Origin of the sequence: Lysinibacillus parviboronicapiens (genome assembly GCF_003049605.2) — a bacterium.
Classification (GTDB): Bacteria; Bacillota; Bacilli; order Bacillales_A; family Planococcaceae; genus Lysinibacillus; species Lysinibacillus parviboronicapiens.
Map to the genome: position 1 here is coordinate 3,106,653 of NZ_CP073713.1, position 17,395 is coordinate 3,124,047.

16 protein-coding genes, 1 pseudogene and 1 other annotated feature are annotated in these 17,395 nt (G+C 37.9%); of the genes and pseudogenes, 3 read left to right on the forward strand and 14 right to left on the reverse strand.

The genetic code is table 11. From position 1 onward, the window contains the following. Positions 1 to 1,029: 1,029 nt before the first annotated feature. From C9J31_RS14965 to rpmG, 4 genes are all read right to left on the reverse strand, one after another. A complete protein-coding gene (locus tag C9J31_RS14965; RefSeq protein WP_107924597.1) occupies positions 1,030 to 2,925 on the reverse strand; it encodes an LTA synthase family protein in 1,896 nt (631 codons plus the stop codon). A gap of 283 nt (positions 2,926 to 3,208) precedes the next feature. After that, entirely contained in the window at positions 3,209 to 3,418 is a 210-nt protein-coding gene (locus C9J31_RS14970; protein ID WP_054768295.1) for a YqgQ family protein, read from the reverse strand. Beyond that, entirely contained in the window at positions 3,411 to 4,004 is a 594-nt protein-coding gene (locus C9J31_RS14975) for a 5-formyltetrahydrofolate cyclo-ligase (RefSeq protein ID WP_107950167.1), read from the reverse strand. Before C9J31_RS14975 ends, C9J31_RS14970 begins: the two co-directional genes overlap by 8 nt. 65 nt (positions 4,005 to 4,069) lie before the next feature. Beyond that, the gene (rpmG, locus tag C9J31_RS14980; protein ID WP_008408521.1) at positions 4,070 to 4,219 is read right to left on the reverse strand and encodes a 50S ribosomal protein L33; all 150 of its coding nucleotides are present in this window, start codon (positions 4,217 to 4,219) and stop codon (positions 4,070 to 4,072) included. 150 nt (positions 4,220 to 4,369) lie between these two features. On the opposite strand from rpmG, the gene C9J31_RS14985 reads away from it, so the two are divergent. Further along, a complete protein-coding gene (locus C9J31_RS14985) occupies positions 4,370 to 4,822 on the forward strand; it encodes a hypothetical protein (RefSeq protein WP_235616279.1) in 453 nt (150 codons plus the stop codon). A 2-nt stretch (positions 4,823 to 4,824) separates the two neighbouring features. Next, positions 4,825 to 5,322: a hypothetical protein gene (locus C9J31_RS14990; protein WP_107950169.1), complete on the forward strand. Its 498-nt coding sequence runs from the start codon at positions 4,825 to 4,827 to the stop codon at positions 5,320 to 5,322. 129 nt (positions 5,323 to 5,451) lie between these two features. On the opposite strand, the gene C9J31_RS14995 is transcribed toward C9J31_RS14990, so the two are convergent. From C9J31_RS14995 to C9J31_RS15035, 9 genes and pseudogenes are all read right to left on the reverse strand, one after another. Further along, on the reverse strand, positions 5,452 to 6,030 hold the full coding sequence (locus C9J31_RS14995; RefSeq protein WP_107950171.1) for an anthranilate synthase component II: 579 nt from the start codon (positions 6,028 to 6,030) through the stop codon (positions 5,452 to 5,454). Further along, a complete protein-coding gene (trpE, locus tag C9J31_RS15000; protein WP_107950173.1) occupies positions 6,027 to 7,412 on the reverse strand; it encodes an anthranilate synthase component I in 1,386 nt (461 codons plus the stop codon). Before trpE ends, C9J31_RS14995 begins: the two co-directional genes overlap by 4 nt. 281 nt (positions 7,413 to 7,693) lie before the next feature. Beyond that, positions 7,694 to 7,902 (reverse strand) — a binding site (T-box leader). Between the two features lie 39 nt (positions 7,903 to 7,941). Then, positions 7,942 to 9,012, reverse strand: coding sequence for a mechanosensitive ion channel family protein (locus C9J31_RS15005; RefSeq protein WP_107924592.1), 1,071 nt, complete (start codon positions 9,010 to 9,012; stop codon positions 7,942 to 7,944). A 73-nt stretch (positions 9,013 to 9,085) separates the two neighbouring features. Then, a complete protein-coding gene (locus C9J31_RS15010; RefSeq protein WP_107950175.1) occupies positions 9,086 to 9,958 on the reverse strand; it encodes a vWA domain-containing protein in 873 nt (290 codons plus the stop codon). A gap of 199 nt (positions 9,959 to 10,157) precedes the next feature. Next, positions 10,158 to 10,817, reverse strand: coding sequence for a phosphate signaling complex protein PhoU (phoU, locus tag C9J31_RS15015; RefSeq protein ID WP_107950177.1), 660 nt, complete (start codon positions 10,815 to 10,817; stop codon positions 10,158 to 10,160). A gap of 13 nt (positions 10,818 to 10,830) precedes the next feature. Beyond that, positions 10,831 to 11,586: pseudogene (pstB, locus tag C9J31_RS15020) on the reverse strand (phosphate ABC transporter ATP-binding protein PstB); the annotation flags it as partial. A gap of 90 nt (positions 11,587 to 11,676) precedes the next feature. Further along, positions 11,677 to 12,555, reverse strand: coding sequence for a phosphate ABC transporter permease PstA (gene pstA / locus C9J31_RS15025; RefSeq protein ID WP_107950179.1), 879 nt, complete (start codon positions 12,553 to 12,555; stop codon positions 11,677 to 11,679). Between the two features lies 1 nt (position 12,556). Then, a complete protein-coding gene (pstC, locus tag C9J31_RS15030; protein WP_107924590.1) occupies positions 12,557 to 13,504 on the reverse strand; it encodes a phosphate ABC transporter permease subunit PstC in 948 nt (315 codons plus the stop codon). 65 nt (positions 13,505 to 13,569) lie between these two features. Then, positions 13,570 to 14,547 carry a PstS family phosphate ABC transporter substrate-binding protein gene (locus C9J31_RS15035; protein ID WP_107950181.1) on the reverse strand — a complete coding sequence of 326 codons (978 nt, stop codon included), beginning with the start codon at positions 14,545 to 14,547 and terminating at the stop codon, positions 13,570 to 13,572. 232 nt (positions 14,548 to 14,779) lie between these two features. Between C9J31_RS15035 and C9J31_RS15040 the strand changes: the two genes are divergently transcribed. Beyond that, complete coding sequence (locus tag C9J31_RS15040; protein WP_235616278.1) at positions 14,780 to 14,974, forward strand: hypothetical protein; 195 nt, start codon at positions 14,780 to 14,782, stop codon at positions 14,972 to 14,974. Positions 14,975 to 15,173: 199 nt separating this feature from the next. Here the strand turns inward: C9J31_RS15040 and C9J31_RS15045 are convergent, their stop codons facing one another. After that, on the reverse strand, positions 15,174 to 17,378 hold the full coding sequence (locus tag C9J31_RS15045) for a peptidoglycan D,D-transpeptidase FtsI family protein (protein ID WP_107950183.1): 2,205 nt from the start codon (positions 17,376 to 17,378) through the stop codon (positions 15,174 to 15,176). Positions 17,379 to 17,395 lie beyond the last annotated feature (17 nt).

Below are 17,395 nucleotides of genomic sequence, written 5' to 3' on the forward strand. Positions count from 1 at the left end.
GAGGCTGCTCTTTATTTTTATGCCTTCTACTCTATTGATATAAAGTGTAAACACATCTATGTTTCAGCTTTAAATATCCATGACACCATCACACAAAATTATAACAGTTACCTCTTTTCATTTAAGTTACACTATTTGAAAAAAGGTTAAATTAGAGATTTATCATGCAGCGTAAAAAATTCATTTTTATGGTATTTTCTGTCGTTCTAATTATTTCACTAATAGGGGTTGCTGCGAAAAATAAAATATCAAAAGGACGAGGCACATTGTCTTTGAAACGAAATTAACTCACCTAGATGCCTCAACGACAACATTGGAACAATACAAAGGGAAGATTCTCATCATTAATTTTTGCCTTCTTGGTGTGGCCCTTGTCAAGAAGAAGCGCCAGACTTAAAGGTAAATCGGCTTATCATTATATCTCAAAGCTGATTACCGCTCTAAACGAGCTTGTCAAAGGCGAGGCTTACGCTGTTTGTTGGTCTCACCAGCCCAATTTAAAAGCATGTGTAGCAAAAGTAGCATTGCCCTGTATAGACAATTTTTTAATCCCTCGCAAGGTTCAACGCATATCATGCTGTGCTTGCACATTGGCAAAGACACGTTCAATCGTTTCTCTTGGGCGTGCATAGATATTTATATTTTTTGTCATCATAGCCACCACCTCACGCACTTATAGACGTACACTAGTTGATTGGACCGCAAGCAGCGACTTCTGTGGATATAGCGGCAAGCTGAAGACCCCGTAGAAGCGCAATGACAAGAAACCTGATATAACTCTTGAAGTTCCATATAACCATGTTTCCCCTCTGGTAAAGTCTAGCAATACATATTTCCTCTTCGGCCATAAATTAGCCATAAAAAACACCCCTAAATCGTTAGATTTGGTGTCTAACAATTTAGGGGCAGTCCAACCCGGTAGAGTTGACGACAAACTAAAGAGAGAACCCATAAGGAGTTCTCTCAATTTTTACCCTGCATTAACAATCAATGGACATGAAGAAAGCCCCCACTGATCGAAGTTGCCCTTTATTTCACTGCATCTTGTTTTAAGTTGCCTGTTTTTTCATCATAGAAACGGAGTAAGTCTCCATTAATAATGGCATCAGAGTTTTCTAATTCTATTGTGGCACGATCAGCATAAGGCTGACATGGCTCAACATCGATTTGCTCACCCGTTGCTTTGTCATAGCAAGCTTCACCAGCATAGACATATTTGTCAGTTACAAAACGACCGTCACGGAAAATAACAAAATCCTCATGCTCTGGAGAGAATAAATCTGCCCCTAGTTGCATATCTTTTGACGTTTCAATACCTAGAAGGTGTAAAATCGTTGGACGTAAATCCAATTGACCAGCTACTTCTTGCATTTCTTTACCTTCACCAGAACCAGGAATATGGATGAATAAAGGTACCTCTTGTAACAATGCATTATCATAAGGTGTAATGCTTTCTTTACCTAAATACTGTGCCATTGCCTTGTTATGATTTTCAGAAATACCATAATGGTCTCCATACATGACAATAATTGAGTTATCATAGACATCTTGGTCTTTTAAAGCTTGGAAGAAGTCTTTAATACCTTCATCCATGTAACGAACTGTTTGGAAATAGCGATTTAATGTACCTGAATTTGAAGTATATTCAGGAATCATCACATCATCTGGATCCAATGTGAATGGATAGTGGTTCGTTAACGTAATTAGACGAGAGTAGAAGGGCTGTGGCATGTCTTTCATTAGTGCTGCAGATTGCTCAAAGAATGGAATATCTTTCATACCCCAGTTGACTGCTTGGCCTTCTTCTACTTTATATGAGTCTACATCGTAAAATTTATTGATTTTTAATGATTTGTACATAATGTCACGATTCCAGAACGATTTGTTGTTCGGGTGCATAACGTTTGTAAAGTAACCATTTTCCCCAAGACGCTCTGCCATAGAGTTATACGTGTTTCCACCATGTGTGAAGAATACTGCTCCACGACCTAAGCCAAATAATGAGTTTTCTACAATAAACTCTGAGTCAGATGTTTTCCCAAGACCTGTTTGGTGATAGAAATTACTGAAATAATACGTGTCTGGGTCTTTTGTTAAAGAGTTTAAGAACGGTGTAATTTCATGGCCGTCCATATCATTATTAATCACAAAGTTTTGTAAAGATTCAAGTGACACGTAGATTACATTACGATCCTTGTATTTACCAAACATATCTTTATTGATAGCTGCTTGATTTGAGCGAATGTAGTTGTTTACTTCTACTAATTCACTGCCATCCGCTAGTGCGCGTTGAGCAGAAGATTTAGACTGAATATAAATATCATACAAATGGTAGTTGTACGTACCGATATTTTTTACAAGTAATTCACGGTCAAAGCTTCGTGTTAAAAGTTGTGGACGCTCTGTTTCCGCTAAACCTAAGTTTAAGAAAGTCATTGCAATCGCTAATACGAAGAATGCACGACGGAATTCAATATTGACTTTTACCGCTGCTTTCATTCTTGGTAAGTATTTATTCGCCAGTATTAAAATAAATACATCCGTAAAGTACAATAAATCCCATGGATTAATAATGGCCGCTGCCGATGTTCCTAAATCACTAAAGTTACTTGTCTGGAATAATACCGGTAATGTAATAAAGTCATTGTAGAAACGATAGAAAGCAACGTTCCCATATAAGACTATAGATAAAATAACACTGACAATAATAATATAACGATTTCTTGCTTTCGGTGATTTAAAGAATAACGATAAACCATACGTAAATAGTAAAAAACTTAACGGGTTAATAAACAAAATAAATTGTTGCATTGCATTTTCAATTTTCATCTCAAAGCTTGTGTGGTAAACAATGACCGTTTTTATCCAAGTTGCTACGACTGCTAGTATCATAAATGAATGTTTAGGCCACTTTAATGATTTCATTCCTAACATCCTCTCCTATTCCTTACACAAAAAAATAATAAATTTAACTAAACTGTTACTGAAACAAAATATATCTTAATCCTTTTTTAACAGATAATCAACAGATATATTTTTGGAAAACTTTTCTGCTCTTGCTCTTATATGCTCGGGATACTTATATATACGTTTCTCATTGTAAAAAGTTTCGTAAAAACATAAAAACAGTGGGAAACCACTGTTTCTGAGAATATTACATACATATTACAATATTTTTACCATACCCAAATCATTCACAATTAAAACACTATTGTTTATTTTGTTCAACTCGAAGTCTTGTTGATTCTTGTCGAATTAATAATAACGCCATTTGGTAATCTTTAATGTCTAGAACATTCGCCTTATATAACTCACGAATTTCATCTTCCATTAACATTAAATCGCCCATTGGATCACGGGTATAAATATAAGTGCCATATGTTTTCAGTAATTCATAAATATCTAACATCTTATCCATTTTTATTCGCTCCTCGTTGTGCTACACAGTTAATACGTTTTGTAGGCGTCACAATGATATCCACCGGACAATCATGTGGCGCTTTTGGTACACTTGCACGTAGCTGTTCATCGAAAAGCAGCGACATGAGCTTACCCTTTGTATAGTTTACTAAATAGCGATCATAATAACCACCACCGTAGCCTACACGATAGCCATGTGTATCAAAAACAACACCCGGAACAAGTATGATATCTATTTCATTTGCGTCAACAAATTCAGTGACTTCCGGAATTGGCTCACGCAAATGCATATAAACAGTTTCTAGCTGCGCAAACGATTCTATGACATAAAACGACATTTCTCGCGTTTTCGGGTTACATTTAGGAACTGCCACCTTTTTGCCCAGTTGCCACAGCGCTTCAATAAGATGAATTGTGTCGACCTCTGGCTTATTAGAAATCGTCAGTCCTATCGTCTTTGCTTCTATTATATATGGTTCCTGTAACACTTTTTTAGCTACTAAAAATGATTGGTCGCGATATGCAGTTGCAGTCATCTTCGCTAGCGTTTCGCGTACTTCATTTCGTAAAATTGTTTTTTCCATGCCAGGCTACCTCCTATTAGAACGTAGAAAGCCAAAACCACATGTGGTTTTGGCTTAATGAGCGATTACTTTGTTTCACGGTGAAGAGTGTATTTCTTCTCGCGAGAGCAATATTTTTTAAGTTCAAGACGCTCTGGATTGTTACGCTTGTTCTTTTTTGAAATGTAGTTACGTTCGCCGCAATCTGTGCAAGCTAAAGTAATGTTTACGCGCATTATTAACCCTCCCACTCTATATCAAGAATTAAAATTTGAGCATGATTTATACGACTAATCCATTATACCATAAACTGAAAAAAAATCTACCTTCATTTCATATTAACTTTGCATGTGGTAAAATACCTTATAATTACATAATTTAATGAGGTGAGACTATTGGATTTATCCATCATACTTATGATTGCTGGTATCGTTCTTATCGTTGTATCGTTCTTTTTCAAAAATACTGCGAAAAAAGTCGAACAAGATGTTGAAGAATTATCTATCTCTATTTTTCAAGAAACAAATAATTTGAAACGTCGCTTGAAAATTGTTGAAGAGGAGTTATTGCTAGAGCCAGATTTTCAGGTGAAATCACCGGTAGCTCAAAACCAGCCACTACAAAATCCAAAAATGCAGCAGGTGATGCAAGCTGTTCAACAAGCAGCCCAAGCAACAAAGTCAGCGCCAACGCCCCAACAAACGAAGCCTATTCACCAAATAATTATTAGTCAGGTGCTTGAACTTAATAAGCAAGGCCTATCTATAGCTGATATTAGTATTCGTTCAAATTTAACAGAAGAGCAAGTTCGCCAAGTGATTGCAAACGGAGGTCGATAATTGTGAATAAATCCGCTATCCGTGCATTTGGTATCGCTCTTTTTCTAATCGGGGCATTGCTTGCCTTAGCAGATCGTTTTGATATGAATATTGGTTTACCCGCTGTAAATTCCTCTACAGATAAGGATGTCGAGGCATTGCAAAAAAAACTCGAGATGGCAAATAAAGAACTTGCCTCGTTTAAAAAGCAGGCCACACAGCAAACTGCTACCAAAGATTCGCAAGATGTTGATACGCCTAACGAAACACACGAAGTCGACAAAGAGACTGACACCCCATCAGATAAAACAACGATGACGCTTCAAATATATAGTGGTATTACCCCTTATATCGTGGCACAGAAGCTTGAAGATGGTGGTATCATTGAAAATAGTGTAGAAATGGAACTCCTCCTTGCAAATGCTAAATATGCACGTAGCTTACAAATAGGTGCTTACGAAGTGAACTCTTCCATGTCATTAGAAGAAATTGCTAAGCTTATTACCGGAAAGAAGCAATAAGTTACTTCTTATATAATGCAATTGTGATACATTAGATTAAGCACTTAATCGTCGTCGCCAGCAAGCTAAACTATAGCAAAAGGCTGTTTACAAAAATCAGAGACAACTGACTTTTGTAACAGCCTTTTTTTATACCATATGCACTTGTTCTAGAAAGGCCAGCATCATATCACTGCCCTCTTTCGTAGCTATTGATTCAGGATGGAATTGTAACCCGAATAACGGGTACTGTTTATGCTGAATCGCCATAATTTCAGCATCATCACTTGAAGTTGCCGTTATGATAAAATCCTCATGTAAAGTGCTCGGTTCAATAATTAACGAGTGATAGCGCATCACTTCAAGCTCACCGTCTAAATGAGTGAATAGACCTATTCTACTATATTGCAACCTAGACAATTTTCCATGCATAATATTTTTTGCCTGCACGATGTTACCACCAAATGCCTGCCCAATCGATTGATGACCAAGGCAAATTCCTAAAATCGGAAACTCTGTATACAGCTCTTTCACCACATCCACCGTAATCCCTGCTTGATCCGGCGTTCCAGGACCAGGTGATAAAATAATCCCTTGTGGCTGTAAATCCTTTATCTCTTCAATCGTTAGTTCATCATTTCGAACTACCTTCACTTCTTTCCCCAGCATACTTACCTGCTGATATAAATTATAGGTGAATGAATCATAGTTATCGATTAGTAAAATCATTTTTTTACCTCCAGTAGCGCGCGAGCTTTATTGAGTGTTTCTTCATATTCAGACAAAGGGATTGAATCATAAACAATACCTGCCCCTGCCTGTACATGCGCACGGTCATCTTTGATAATCATTGTCCGAATTGCAAGAGCTAAATCCATAGCTCCCGTTGAAGAAATATAACCAACTGCTCCTGCATAAACACCGCGTTTCACTGGTTCCATCTCATTAATGAGCTGCATGGCACGAATTTTCGGCGCCCCTGAAACAGTACCTGCTGGCAAGCATGCACTCAGCACATCCAATACATGTACATCATCGCGTAGTTCGCCGACAACCTCTGATACAATATGCATAACATATTTATAGCGCTCAATGTTCATATATTTAGCCAATTTCACTGAACCTACTTTTGATATACGGCCGATATCGTTGCGACCTAAATCTACCAACATCCGGTGTTCAGCAATTTCCTTTTCGTCGTTTAGCAAGTTCTGCGCTATTGTCTCATCTTGCTCAACCGTTTTACCTCGAGGCTTCGTACCTGCAATAGGATTCGTTGTTACCTTGCGATTCTTCACCTTTACAAGACTTTCAGGAGAAGTGCCTAAAATTATATATGCGCCATAATCCATATAAAACATATACGGTGACGGATTTGATGTTCTCAACTGACGATATAAAGCAAAGGGGTCGCCTGTATAGGGTGACGAAAAACGCTGAGATAGTACGATTTGGAAAATATCCCCCTTCATAATATGCTGTTTGGCGCGGTCCACCATAGCGACAAATTGTTCTTTTGGGAGCATAGGTTGGAATTTTAATGCTCCTAACTCCATGTCTCCAAATGTCGTACCCGCATAAAGCTGTGCCTCCATCTCATCAATAGCTGACTCCATCATTGTTAACGAACGTCCTTCTTCAAATAAATCAATTGCTGCTAGTGTAACCTCTTGCTTTAAATGATCGAAGACGATAAACGTGTCATAGAAAAAAACATGTACATCTGGCATATCTAAATCATCGTGCAAATAATCACCGATTTTCTCTGCATAAAACGCTGTTTCGTAACCAAAAAAGCCCATTGCTCCTCCGAAAAAAGCAAATGGATAATGTGCCTCATGGACATGCATCACCTGCTTTAATTTAGCAAAGACATTACCGCTTGATTTTTCCAAATCCTGCTCTTTCGTAAATGTATAGCCATTTTTATCCCCAATAAGTTCAGCAATTGGATTAACGGCGATAAAGGAATAACGCCCACTTTCCTCGTGCTTGGCCGAGGATTCAAATAGCATCTTAAGTTTTCCGTCTAGCGCTTGATACACCGAAATCGGCGTCATCATATCCCCTTGTAATACCTTCGTGGCAAATTTTCTAAGCTCAACTGTCATGCTCTTTCTCTCCTTCGCTATGCTCTGCTCTTCTACACCAAATACTCTTGTTACTAACACCTCAGCGTATTTCAGTCCTTGACTAACATCCTACTCGATAGCCTTCAAATCCAAGACTTCCGTCAGAGGCAATATCTTCAATCAATCAGTGTTTGACGACAAACTGAAAAAAGCAACACTCGCATTCTTGTTACTAACTATTTAGTCGGCAACCATCTTATGGGGCTATTACTTCACTATTCCACAAATTTACGAATGAATATAAAAAGGCCTTTCCATCACAAAAGGACGGAAAAGCCGTGGTGCCACCTTCATTGGTCTCATAAAGACCCACTCTAAGCCTGATAACGTAGGCAAACGCTAACCCGTACTACTTCTTTCAGGATTAGAGCTCCGAAGTCCATTCACCATTCATCTGTACTAGCTCTCACCTAACGCTAGCTCTCTGAAACAACATGTAATAGCTACTACTCTTCATCAACGCTGATTGTTAGTGTATATTGTAAAACAAAAAGTCACACAATTCAAATTATTTTTCGTTATGTAGCCAATAATTCTCATCATACTTTGGCAGCACAATATCATAATCTTTCAATATCTGTCGAATCGCGAATAGTATATCCTGTCTTGCACCCAATAACACACCCGTATCGTTAGTTGCCACAAAGAATCGCACTAGAATACGGTAGGAATCAGGTCGGAAATCATCTATAAATACATGAATCAGATCTTTTTCTGTATCATCATGTAAATAAATTTGCTGATGAATCATACTTAATGCACTACGTAGTTTTTCTTCTTCGTTTTCAAGTGCTACATAAAAAAATTGTTCACATTTTCGTTTTTCTCGTTTCGATAAATTATATAGTGGGCGATTCACTAAATAGGCGTTAGGTACATAAACCAGTCCTTTATCACCGGTTTGAATAAGCGTACTACGTAGGTTAATATCTTCAATTGTTCCTTCAATCTTTTGATCTTCTGTTGCTACCCAATCACCAATTTGAAACGGGTTGTCAAGTGCAACGGACATACCTCCAAATACATGTGCCAGTGTATCACGAATCCCAAACGCAATGGCTACACCTGTTAAACCGATACCTGTTAAAAAGCCATTCAAGTTAAAATCCCAAAAAGAAGCAATTGTAAACATGGCTAAAATCATGATTAACACTTTACCTATGCGCAGGAAAAATGGCAACAGTACATTTTGCTCCTCGTCACTATTGATAGCCAAAGGTTGCTTTGTATAATAATGCAATACATCGTACACGCCTTTAAAGGCAAAAAATACCATAATGGACAATACAAAATTCTTTGTTGCCGCATCTGTAAAAAAGCGTACTTCTAGTAACACCGTTAAGCTAAGTACAATAACGGCTGACATGAAAGCATAACGTATCGCTTTATTAAATTGTTCCAGCACTGTTGCTTGAAAGTTACGCTGTCTTTTTTTCAAAAATGCAACCATGACCGTTATTATTTTTTTCAGCACGAACTGCTGGAATAACCAGCCAATTAGACAGATAGCCATTGCAATCATTATGTCCATCCAAGTCGGTACTGTCACATTTGGTAATAACCATTTTATTGTGTCCATGTAATTCTCCTTTTTCCTACCTATGTTTACAAAAAATAAGCCGACCAACATCCAACTGGTCAGCTTCATGTGTTTATTGAATAGCATCCTCCGCAAAAAAAGCTCTATTCGCAAACCAAAATTGTTGCTCGTTAAAATTTTGCTCATGCATTGCAATTACAGCAAACTCTGCATGGTAGCTATGCTTCATATCTTCTATCATTGCTTTCGCACGCTTTCCTAATAAATATTGACCATCGACAGGGTTACCTTCAGTGAAAATTATAATTTCCGCTTCAGTACATTGCTGATTTTCTTTGAGCAATCCTTTCACAAACTGTAACACTGGCAAGATTGCAGATTCTCCTCTTGCCTTATATTCTATAAAATCTTTAAAATCAGTCAAATTTATATGCCCGTTTTCAAATCGGTAATGTACATGAATTTGGCGATCATACGGTACGATATATAAATCCCGTTGCTCTCGATGGGCATTCATAAATAACGGTAAAATCATACTTTTGCACAGCTCAGAATAGGCCACCATTCCCGTTGTTTGTTCAAGACAAACAATCATTGGTCCAGGCTCTTTTTTATAAGCAGCAAACGGCACATAAAAGATGTTTCCTTCTTTTGTAGTATGATGTTTTAGTTGTTGTCGCTTAGCTTCCTGCCATTTCCGTTCATAATACAAGCGTTGCTCCTTGCCATTTGCTAGCCGTTCCGCCTGCTCAATTGCAGGTATATTTTCTCGAATTTCATGCATGATATCAGCTAACTCATATGCAAATGCTGCCATATTTCGTAATGTCTCACTCTTGTAAAAATATTCAATAAAAAAATGTTGTTCTTTGTCACTTAACTCCTCTAGATGTAAGTGTTCATATAAAAAACACAAGCTTTCTCGTTGTTCAGTTGTGAGATCTAGTTCAAATTTCTCTATGAGTGTTTCTACAACATCTTTCACGAAGCAGCACCACCTTAGCGCATAAATTTTGGATAATGTCTATAGTATAACCAAATTAGTATTTTGACAATACAAACCCGCTGCGCAATATTTGACGTTACTACGCAGTACAATGTTGCTGTTATTTCAGTATTTTTTCAGTACTTGCACAGCAACATAAAAAGGAAGAGAATGGCTTCATCCGCCCTTCTCTTCCTTTTTAATTATTCAATTCGTAATGTTTACCTTTGACTAAGTAAAATAGGTGCTCGGCAATATTTGTTGCATGGTCAGCTGAACGTTCTAAATATCGGCAGACAAAAGTTAAATGCGTAATCTGGTGAATATGAGCTGGATTATCAGCACCTGCACGCAACAACAGTGTAACTGTTGCACCATATAAATCATCTACATAATCATCAAGCTCCGCAATTTCTTTCGCACTTACAGTATCTTCTTCAGTAAAGGCTTTGATAATACTGTCAAGCATTTCAACCGTTTTATTGCACATTGTCTGTAAATTTGTTGTCGGGAAGATAAGGGGCTCTTTTCCAAGACGAATCGTCTCTTTGGCAATATTGACAGCATAATCTCCAACTCTTTCCATATCTGATGCCGCTTTCACTAACACCATTAAACGGCGTAAATCAGTCGCTACTGGTTGTTGCTTGGCAATCATCAAAATTACACGGTCATTAATTTCTTCCTCTAGACGATTAATGATTAAATCATCCTCTAGAATCTTTAAGGACTTTTCTAAATCCTGCTCTAATAACGCATTAAAAGCTATTTTTAAAGCATTAATACTGCTACTTGCAATTTCAACAAATTGAGCTTGAATTTCTTTTAGCTCCTGCTCAAAACGTTCACGTACTACCATCTATCGTTCCTCCTTAGCCGAAGCGTCCTGAAATATAATCTTCTGTACGTTGATCTGCAGGTGTTTGGAAGATCACATCTGTTTTATCGTATTCGATGACTTCGCCGCTTAGGAAAAATGCTGTACGGTCTGAAATACGCGCCGCCTGTTGCATATTATGTGTCACAATAATAATCGAATAATCCTTTTTCAGTTCTTGAACCAATTCTTCAACCTTTAATGTAGAAATGGGATCAAGAGCGGAGGTAGGCTCATCCATTAAAATGACATCTGGTTCGATTGCTAAACAACGCGCAATACAGATTCGTTGCTGTTGACCACCTGAAAGGCCATAGGCATTTTGATTTAAGCGGTCTTTTACCTCATCCCAAATAGCCGCACCACGCAATGATTTTTCAACAATTTCATCAAGAATTTTTTTGTTTTTTATGCCATGTATCCGCGGACCATAGGCGATATTATCATAAATCGATTTCGGGAATGGGTTTGGCTTTTGGAAGACCATTCCGACATGCGTACGTAATTCTTCTACCGTATAGTTTTTATCTAAAATATTGCGCTCACGATATAAAATTTCACCAGATGTACGAACGATTGGTACTAGCTCTACCATTCTGTTTAATGTTTTTAAATACGTCGATTTCCCACATCCAGAAGGGCCAATTATCGCTGTTACTTCGTTTTCATAAATACTTAAATTGACATCCTTTAAACCATGGTGATCGCCGTACCATAAATTTAAATTGCGTGTATCATATACCACTTTTTTTGCTACATCTATAGAAGGCTTTGCGCCTGTATGAATCGTTTTGACAACTGACTTTTCCTCTTTAAAATCTATTACCATAAGGTCACCTCATTAATAACGTTTTTGGAATTTATTTCGAATAAAGATCGCGATAGAGTTCATCAGTAAGAGCACTGTCATTAGCACTAAAATACCTGCCGCTGCTACATATTGAAATGCCTCTTGTGGGCGTTTTGCCCAATCATAAATCTGCATTGGTAGCGCCGTAAACTGACTTAGTAAATTATCTGGCAAGAATTGTAAAATAACTGGGATTCCGATAACCACAAGTGGCGCTGTTTCACCAATTGCACGAGATAATGCTAAAATACTTCCAGTTAATATCCCTGGTATTGCTGCAGGAAGAACGACACGTAGTATTGTTTGCCATTTTGTCGCCCCCATGCCGTAAGATGCTTCACGTTGTTCACTTGGCACAGCACGAATTGCTTCCTGTGCAGCTACTATAATAACGGGTAAAATTAGTAAACTCATCGTAAAGCCAGCCGCTAAAATACTTTTACCTAGCTCCATCATACGAACAAAAATCGTTAACCCTAGTAAACCAAAAACAATGGAAGGTACCCCTGCTAAGTTTGAGATATTCATACGAATAAAGTCATTTAGTCTATTTTTCTTTGCATATTCTTCTAAATAAATCGCAGTTCCTACACCTAGAATGATTGACACAGGTGCGACAACGCCCATCAGCCAAAGTGAGCCGACTAATGCCGCCTTAATACCTGCTTTATCTGCAAAACGCGAAGCGAAGTTTGTTAAGAAGTCGAAATTTAAAAAGTCAATACCTTGTGTCACAATACGATAGAGTAAAATAGCAAGCATTACTAATGCAAATGTAGTAGCTAAGAAAAACAAGGTTTTCCAGACTTTATTGAACGTAATACGCTTTGTCATTCGTTTCATGACGACTGAGTCATCCATATAGCGCATGCTAGTAAACCTCCCTGAAACGTTTCGAAATATAATGAGCGAGTAAGTTCATCACTAATGTAAAGATAAATAATGTGAAACCTACTGAGTAAATAGAGTAGTAAATTGTCGTTCCATAGCCCGCATCACCTGTTGAAACCTGTACAATATAAGCTGTCATCGTTTGGATAGAGTCCGTGACATCCAAATCAAATTTCGGTGTGGACCCTCCGGCAAGTGAGACAATCATTGTTTCACCGATTGCCCGGGAAATAGCAAGTACAACAGATGCTATAATTCCTGATAGTGCAGCAGGTAAAACTACTTTAATGGCTACTTCAAACTTTGTAGCACCGAGAGCCAATGCACCTTCTCGCATACTGTTAGGGACAGACGACATAGCATCTTCTGACAGCGAAGTGATCATCGGTAAAATCATAATTCCCACAACAATCCCCGGACTAAGTGCATTAAATAATTTTAACCCTGGAATAATTTGTTGTAACATTGGTGTGACAAATGTCAGAGCGAAGAAACCATAAACAATTGTGGGCACCCCTGCTAAAACTTCTAATATTGGTTTAACCGTACGTCTTGTTTTCTCATTCGCATATTCACTTAAATAAATCGCTGACGCAATCCCAAACGGTACGGCCACGACAACTGCTATGAGTGTGACTTTCAACGTTCCTGCAATAAGTGGTAGAATCCCAAATAACGGTTCCTTCCCTGAAAACGGTAACCACTGTGTACCAAATAGGAAATCCGTAATCGAAACACGTTTAAAAAACTCAAACGTTTCAAAAATAAGGGTGAAAACAATGCCAAATGTCGTCAAAATAGAGATAAGGGCTGCAGAAAATAATAGAGCTGGCATTGCTTTTTCCACTATTTTCTTCGTTTTTTGATTGCGTGAATTCGCAATTAATTGTTGCACAGATGTTGTCTTATTTTCTTTTTGAGAAACCATTGGGTGCTCCTTTCAAGTAAGCGAGGGAAAGAGCATACATCTCTTTCCCCCTAATGCATGTCTACTTATTTTAAGCCTTCTAAAGTTTTTAAACCTTCAGCATATTTTTCTTCTGGTAGACGTACATAACCTACAGCCTCAGCCATATCTCCTGAATTTTCTAGTGTGAATTTCATAAAATCGTATGCTGCTGCGTTATCTTTAATCGCGCTATTTTTTACATATGTGAATAATGGACGAGAAAGTGGTGCGTATTTACCAGTTTCAATTGTTTCGTTTGTAGGTTCTACTCCATTTACTTTCACAATGTTTAATTTATCTTTATTTTCTAGGTAATACGCATAGCCGAAGAAGCCAATTGCATTTTTGTCACCTGCTACACCTTGCACTAGCATGTTATCATCCTCTGATAATGTTGCAGAACTTACTAGATCCGCTCCATCTAAAATCACTTCATCAAAGTAGTCATATGTCCCAGAGTCAGTACCTGGAGAATAGAATACGATTTTTTCTGCTGGCCATGATGGATCAATATCAGACCACTTCTTCTCTTTACCGTCTTCAATCCAAATCTGTTTTAATTGCTCTACTGTTAAATCCTTCGCCCAATCATTTTCAGGATTTACTACAACTGATAAACCGTCATATGCTAAAGCTAGTTCTGTAAAAGCAATACCTGCTTCTTCTAGTTTCGCTTTCTCTTCATCTTTTATATAACGAGATGCATTTGAAAAGTCTGTCTCCCCTGCGATGAATTTTTCAAAGCCACCACCAGTTCCAGAAACACCTACTGATACTTTGACATCCGGTTGTGCACCTGCATACTCTTCTACAACTGCTTCAATAATTGGTGCTACTGTTGATGAACCATCTCCAGCTACAGAACCTTGCAGTTTTTCGTCAGCAGCATCTTGTCCTGAACTTGCTGGTGCATTCGTTTCTGTATTGTTACCATTTTGAGTAGAGTTGTCACTACCGCATGCACCTAGCATTAATGCTGAACCCATTACCGCCGTCATCGTTAAGTACTTCCACTTTTTCATCTCATTTGCCTCCGTCACTAACTTTTTTTATAGTTGTTTGCCTTACAATCTTTACTATAAACACTGATTGTTGAAGTCGTATAAACCATTCGTAAAAGAGACGTAAAGGAATGTAATGGTTTGTAAATGATTGTAAAGATACCTTTACAATTGAAAAAGCTTGCTTCCTCAATGAAAGGTGCTATAATAAGCAATTGTGTGTCAGAAAATAATATATAAGGGGTTTGACTTTGTGATAAAACATGCAAAAGTACAAAATGCCGATTACTTTAAAACGTATTTAACACTTGTCATGACTCATCGAGAGTTATCTTTACAGGAGGCTGTGGATTTTATGGTACAGTCTTATTTCTGTAATAATATAGAGCTTTATGGTACAAAACCAAAGCAACAATTTGAATTAGCTGTTCAGCAACTATCTGCCTAATACAAAATCGACTGCCTCTACAAAGAGAGACAGTCGATTTTCTTATTTAATAGAAGCACGCGCTGTAAAACCCATTCCAGTTTTGTGGCGAGTCCGTCTATCTATCTGTTGTTTTGCACTTAATCCGTCACTTTAATGATTCTATCCGTCACTGAAAGAAAAAAACCGCTAGGCATTTTTCATGCACTAGCGGTTTTTCTTATTCTTGCTCATCTTCACCAATTTTCTCTTTTGTGATTGCCGGTAAAATTGGTTGCTCTACATTACTATCAGAAACTTTCGTAGAATCATATTTCGCTTTTAGTTCATAATATTTATCTAAAGAACGTTTTGCAATTTCATTATTTTGATCCAAATAAATTTTGAAGTTTGTAGTTACCCAAGGAATAACAACAGCATAAGCAATTTCAGGATTTTCATATGGCGCAAAACCAACATGTGTTAAGTTAGTTGTATTTGTACCGTAATGCTCTTTTAATGGTCCATAATAAACTACCTCAGCTGTTCCCGTTTTCCCTGCTGCAGTATAAGGTGTATTTGCAAACTGTTTTCGAGCACTACCTTGATTACCAGTATATACACGACGAAGCCCTTTTTTCACATAGTTAATTTCATCTGCAGAATTCTCAATGCTATTTAAAATCGTCGGTCCCACTTCTGATACTAATTGGCCAAGATTTTGACCATCTTTTGATGGCTCACGTACTTCTTTCACCACGTGTGGTTGAATACGATAACCGCCGTTTGCTACTGTCGAAATATATTGTGCTAATTGCATTGGTGTGTATGTGTCGTATTGTCCGATCGCTAAGTCGAGTGTTTTACCACCCATTGTAGGACCCGATGGACCCTGCACGCCACTAAATTCATTCGGTAAATCAATGCCTGTTTTTACTCCTAAGCCAAATTGTGCATAGGAATTACGCATTTTTGAAAACGTATCGTCCCTTAAACGGAGCGGCATCATATAACTATATGGTGTCCCGTTAATAAGTAGGGCCGTTTTAAACATATATACGTTAGAAGAACGCTCAAGAGCGGTCAAACCATCCATCGATACATAGCCAGAACGGTTAAAAATCGAGCTCTTTACTGGTGTACCAAGTAAATGAATTGGTTCATCTCCTAATACAGTGCTTGGCGTAATGACTCCTTGATTATAGCCAGTAAGTAAGGTTGCAGCTTTGACAACTGACCCTGCCTCATAGGCTGTTGTGAATGAACCATATGCATAATCGACGATGATGTTTTTACCTGTTTCAGGATCTTTCTCAATTTTCTTACCAACCATCGATAAAATTTCTCCTGTATTCGGATTCATCATCACTAAAAAGGCACGATCTAATAAATACGAACCAGCTATCGATTTTAAGTTGAGCAGCTCTTCCTCTACAATTTTCTCCGTCTCTGCCTGTAATTCGCTATCAAACGTTAACACTAAATCTTTACCTGGCTCGCCCTCATACGTAGTAACAGTATCGACAACTTGCCCTTTTTTATTGGTAATATTTTTGACAACTGTTTTTTGTCCTTGTAAAAGCTCTTCGTACTGGGCTTCAATATAACTTTCCCCAACACGGTCATTGCGTGAGTAGTCGCGCGCTAAATAATAGTTTAGTTTCTCTTTAGGAATCCCTTTCGTTGGTAGCGTTGTACGTCCTAAAATAGAAAGCGATGATAATTTGACACGCTTCCAGTCAGTTGTCGTATTGACCCCAGGTAATTCTGTTAGCCGCTCTGAGACACGAGCAAATTCATCAGCGGATACATTTTCACTTTTAATGATTTGGGGTGATAAATTATAGCCGGATGCCATTTCTCGGTAAATCGCCAACACTTCTAAATCAGCCTCTGTAAGTTGCGCTAATTCTTCGTCGGTAATACGTTCGCGCACAAGTCTATCAATCTCAGCATTGATTTGACTTGTCGTAATATTTTCTTGCGTTTTAATTTTCGTTTGTTCTTTATCGGTTACTTTCTCATAGGCAGCATCGTGATTTTTAAGAATCCAAAAATCCTTTTTATCCCGTAATGTGACACGTTTCGTTGGCTGTTCAATCAATTGCGCCAGCTTCTCGGCAATTTCCAGCATTTCATCCGTTTTTGTCGTCTGCATTTTTGTATATGTAATCGCATTTTCTGGTTGATTGTCGACTAAAATACGGCCATAACGGTCATACATTCGCCCTCTTGGTACACTCGTATTTACTGGAACTTCCTCTGTACGCTCTAGAATACGAACATAATCTTCCCCTTTTACAATTTGCATATAACCAAGCCTAAAAATTAACATCGAAAATATGATAAATATAGCAAAGAAAAGGACATTCATTCGAAATGTTAAATTGGAATGATGCTTAGCTTTAACACTCGCCGCGCGATTTTTCCCTGGTGTTTTGCGCATGTATTCCCCTCCTTCTC

What these genes read in the sequence shown, in the direction of transcription:
- C9J31_RS14965 (WP_107924597.1), bottom strand. Translation starts at nt 2,925, where the DNA reads ATGAAATCATTAAAGTGGCCTAAACATTCATTTATGATACTAGCAGTC.
- C9J31_RS14970 (WP_054768295.1), bottom strand. Translation starts at nt 3,418, where the DNA reads ATGGATAAGATGTTAGATATTTATGAATTACTGAAAACATATGGCACT.
- C9J31_RS14975 (WP_107950167.1), bottom strand. Translation starts at nt 4,004, where the DNA reads ATGGAAAAAACAATTTTACGAAATGAAGTACGCGAAACGCTAGCGAAG.
- rpmG (WP_008408521.1), bottom strand. Translation starts at nt 4,219, where the DNA reads ATGCGCGTAAACATTACTTTAGCTTGCACAGATTGCGGCGAACGTAAC.
- C9J31_RS14995 (WP_107950171.1), bottom strand. Translation starts at nt 6,030, where the DNA reads ATGATTTTACTAATCGATAACTATGATTCATTCACCTATAATTTATAT.
- trpE (WP_107950173.1), bottom strand. Translation starts at nt 7,412, where the DNA reads ATGACAGTTGAGCTTAGAAAATTTGCCACGAAGGTATTACAAGGGGAT.
- C9J31_RS15005 (WP_107924592.1), bottom strand. Translation starts at nt 9,012, where the DNA reads ATGGACACAATAAAATGGTTATTACCAAATGTGACAGTACCGACTTGG.
- phoU (WP_107950177.1), bottom strand. Translation starts at nt 10,817, where the DNA reads ATGGTAGTACGTGAACGTTTTGAGCAGGAGCTAAAAGAAATTCAAGCT.
- pstA (WP_107950179.1), bottom strand. Translation starts at nt 12,555, where the DNA reads ATGCGCTATATGGATGACTCAGTCGTCATGAAACGAATGACAAAGCGT.
- pstC (WP_107924590.1), bottom strand. Translation starts at nt 13,504, where the DNA reads ATGGTTTCTCAAAAAGAAAATAAGACAACATCTGTGCAACAATTAATT.
- C9J31_RS15035 (WP_107950181.1), bottom strand. Translation starts at nt 14,547, where the DNA reads ATGAAAAAGTGGAAGTACTTAACGATGACGGCGGTAATGGGTTCAGCA.
- C9J31_RS15045 (WP_107950183.1), bottom strand. Translation starts at nt 17,378, where the DNA reads ATGCGCAAAACACCAGGGAAAAATCGCGCGGCGAGTGTTAAAGCTAAG.